Raw genomic sequence first — 3,088 nt, 5'->3', positions numbered from 1 at the left:
AAAATCTTGCTCAAGGATATTTGGTGCAATCGGCTGATCGTGGTTCGAATCTGTTGTTTGAACTCTAAATTTACGTGCCATACAAGAGCGTAACCCTTGCTCACGCATAATGAGGCCGACCGTCCGTTCTGATACACATAAGCCTTCCTTTAAAAGTTCTTTGTGTATTCGTGGGCTGCCATAGATTTCATGCGTGAGTTGAAAGTGATATTTAATGCGATCTGTTATTTCCTCTTTACGCTTGCACTGCTCAGAAGCCTCAGCTGTTCGCCATTTGTAATATCCGCTCTTGGACACCTTTAACACGTTGCACATCTTCTCCAATCGAAACTCAGAGCGGTGATCTTCAATGAACTGAAATCTCAGTTCCTTTCTTTGCTGAAGATGTGCATGGCCTTTTTTAGAATCGCGATCTCTTCTTTCAGATCTTCGATTTCCCTTTTCTGGTCGTCAATGAGCTGAGACTGCTCTCGGATATTTTCCGCTTTGTTCACAGGTTCCTGATCAAACTCCCGGTATTTCCCCAGCCAATTTCGAAGGGTACCAGGATTGATGTTCAACTCATCCGCGATATGCTCTAAGGATTTAGTCTGTTCTTGCACATACTTTACAGCTTCACGTTTAAAAGTTTCATTATATCGTTGTCTTGATTCACTCATGGACAGACACCTCTTAGTTAATAGTTAAGATTATTATTACTTCTACACTAAGAGACGTCCACTTTTAATTCTAAGTGCAAAAGGGGCCTTAAAGGCTTAGCGTCCGAGGCAACCACGTGCTTCTAGCCCACATAAGGCCCCAAAAGGGCGCTACAGTCCAGGACACGCACCAAGTAATCAAAGCCACACTCTTAATTGCCGAGTGGGGCTTTTTCCATTTGCCAGAGCAGCTAGCAAGCTAGTGGTTCTACTAGAGATACCGAGCGGAAATTGCCAAATTACGGTACAATAGAGGGGGTGCGAGTCTACTTCGCAGTGAGGATAGTTTTTGATAGAGGCGGGGAGTCGTATGCTTATATATAGGAAATTTTTACGTGATCTTTTGCGAAATTATATGATGGGTTCGGGGATTGCAGTGCTCGTTGTAGGCGGTGTCATTATTTCGACGACGCTCACGATTTCGGGTGTTGAATTGTTCCGTGTGTTTATTATAATGATATCTTCGCTATGCGTGATGATGCTTGCCGAGTTTCTGGTGTTTCAGAGACACATTAGGCCGATTCGCGAACTGATGGGTCAAGAGACGCCATCGCTGGCTACGATTCGTGCGGCATATTTACAAACACATCGATTTCCTGCGTTGTCAGTGATGCGGATCATGGGGCCGCATTTTCTGGGGTTGTCTATTCCTGCTATGAGCATAGCAAGCTTGGGAATTGCGTGGGGGTGGTTGACGCTGCCTGCTTTTTATGTCGGACTGGCGGGCATAGGGGCCATACTGATTGCTAGTATGCATGCTTTATTAGAGTTTTTTACGACGGCGCAAGCCATCCGGCCCATGCTGATCCATATACGCGAGTTGGGGCAGCGGCTTTACGGCGAAGACGTCTCGTTGGATGGACGCGTTATCGTGTCGATTCAGCGGAAGTTCCAGTTGAGTGCGTTTCTCATCGGTACGATGCCGTTATTTCTTTTTAGCTTAGCCACGCAAATTCGGTTGAGCACAAGCGTGGATTCCTCTCAGCTGATCGCTGATTATTGGAAATGGGCGGCGATTATTCTGTTGCTGGGTGTCGGTTTCTCCTCCTTAGGTGCACGCATGCTGGCCAGTGATATTCAACAGCCAATTGAGGATTTACATCGCGTGATGAAGCAAGTTCAATCCGGTGATCTCAAAGTAAGGGCCTCTGACTTATACTCGGATGAGTTTTCGCGGTTGTTTGCGGGCTTTAACCATATGGTGAAGGGCCTCGATGCCCGTGAAAAAATGAACAATCAGCTCCTCCAGAGCTATTACGCTACACTTGCAGCAGCTCTCGATGCTCGAGATGCGTATACAGCAGGGCATTCAACGCGCGTCGCTGAGTACTCCTTGCTGATTGGACGAGCCATGAATCTGAGCGAGCAGGAGCTCGATTGGTTGAACAAAACAGCGCTGCTGCACGATATCGGCAAAATCGGCGTGCGCGATGCGGTTCTATTGAAGGATGGCCGATTAACCGAGGAGGAATTCGAGCAAATCAAGCGTCACCCTGATCTGGGTGAATCGATTTTAAAGCAAATTGAGCCCGCTGAGGCGATGGCTCCTTTGCTTCCAGGCGTGCGCTCGCACCACGAGCGCTACGATGGTGCCGGATATCCCGATGGCCTGAAGGGCCAGGATATCCCGGTGTTCGGCCGCATCATTGCGGTAGCCGATGCGTTCGATGCGATGACGTCCGATCGTCCGTATCGGAAGGGAATGCCAGTCGAGAAAGCGATGGCCATTCTCGCTGAGGGGAAGGGGAGCCAGTGGGATCCCCATTTTGTTCAGGGCTTTATGGATGTGTACAAGGCTTAGTTGCGTGAGCGGTGGACAGGAGCATTTCTGCAGGTGGGTTGGGCTAGCTGACTGGTCTGTGGGGCAACTAAATGGAAAATATACAGCTAATTTAGCCGTATTTCATGAGATTGGACGATTAGATGGAAAAAGTACAGCTATTATGGTCTGAATTGATGATAATGCGGATTTGGGCGGAAAATACCTGTAGGAAATCCAGCTATTCTCGCGTTCGAGAAATAATCAGCAAAATTAGCAGCATAAAATCCAGTTAAATTTGCTGAATTGCTTCGGGGGCGGCTGGGGAAGAAGTTTCGTGTAGGGGTAGCAGTAGCAGTAGGAATAAAGTAGAAGTAGAAGTAGCAGAGCAACAGTTGAAGTAAGCAGTAGTAAAAGTAGCATAGTAGTTGTAGTTGTAGTTGTAGTTGTAGTTGTAGTTGTAGTTGTAGTTGTAGTTGTAGTTGTAGTTGTAGTTGTAGTTGTAGTTGTAGTTGTAGTTGTAGTTGTAGTTGTAGTTGTAGTTGTAGTTGTAGTTGTAGTTGTAGTTGTAGTTGTAGTTGTAGTTGTAGTTGTAGTTGTAGTTGTAGTTGTAGTTGTAGTTGTAGTTGTA

Annotated in this window: 4 protein-coding genes; 1 reads left to right on the top strand and 3 read right to left on the bottom strand. The window is 46.6% G+C overall.

The window, feature by feature from the left end; translation table 11 throughout:
- Window positions 1–297, bottom strand: a 297-nt coding sequence (locus AC58QG_RS36420) for an IS3 family transposase (RefSeq protein ID WP_497366817.1), incomplete at its 3' end; no start/stop codon positions are given.
- A gap of 65 nt (window positions 298–362) precedes the next feature.
- The gene (locus AC58QG_RS36415) at window positions 363–659 is read right to left on the bottom strand and encodes a transposase (RefSeq protein ID WP_497366816.1); all 297 of its coding nucleotides are present in this window, start codon (window positions 657–659) and stop codon (window positions 363–365) included.
- Window positions 660–1,008: 349 nt separating this feature from the next.
- Here AC58QG_RS36415 and AC58QG_RS36410 point away from each other — a divergent pair, with 349 nt between their 5' ends.
- On the top strand, window positions 1,009–2,499 hold the full coding sequence (locus AC58QG_RS36410) for an HD domain-containing phosphohydrolase (protein WP_497366815.1): 1,491 nt from the start codon (window positions 1,009–1,011) through the stop codon (window positions 2,497–2,499).
- Between the two features lie 250 nt (window positions 2,500–2,749).
- On the opposite strand, the gene AC58QG_RS36405 is transcribed toward AC58QG_RS36410, so the two are convergent.
- Window positions 2,750–3,088: hypothetical protein (locus AC58QG_RS36405; RefSeq protein ID WP_497366814.1), on the bottom strand; the 339-nt coding region annotated here is incomplete at its 5' end.

The organism is Paenibacillus sp. J22P169, assembly GCF_059691995.1.
Note: the sequence above shows the minus strand (reverse complement) of the source record. Positions and strands in the feature narration are given on the sequence as shown.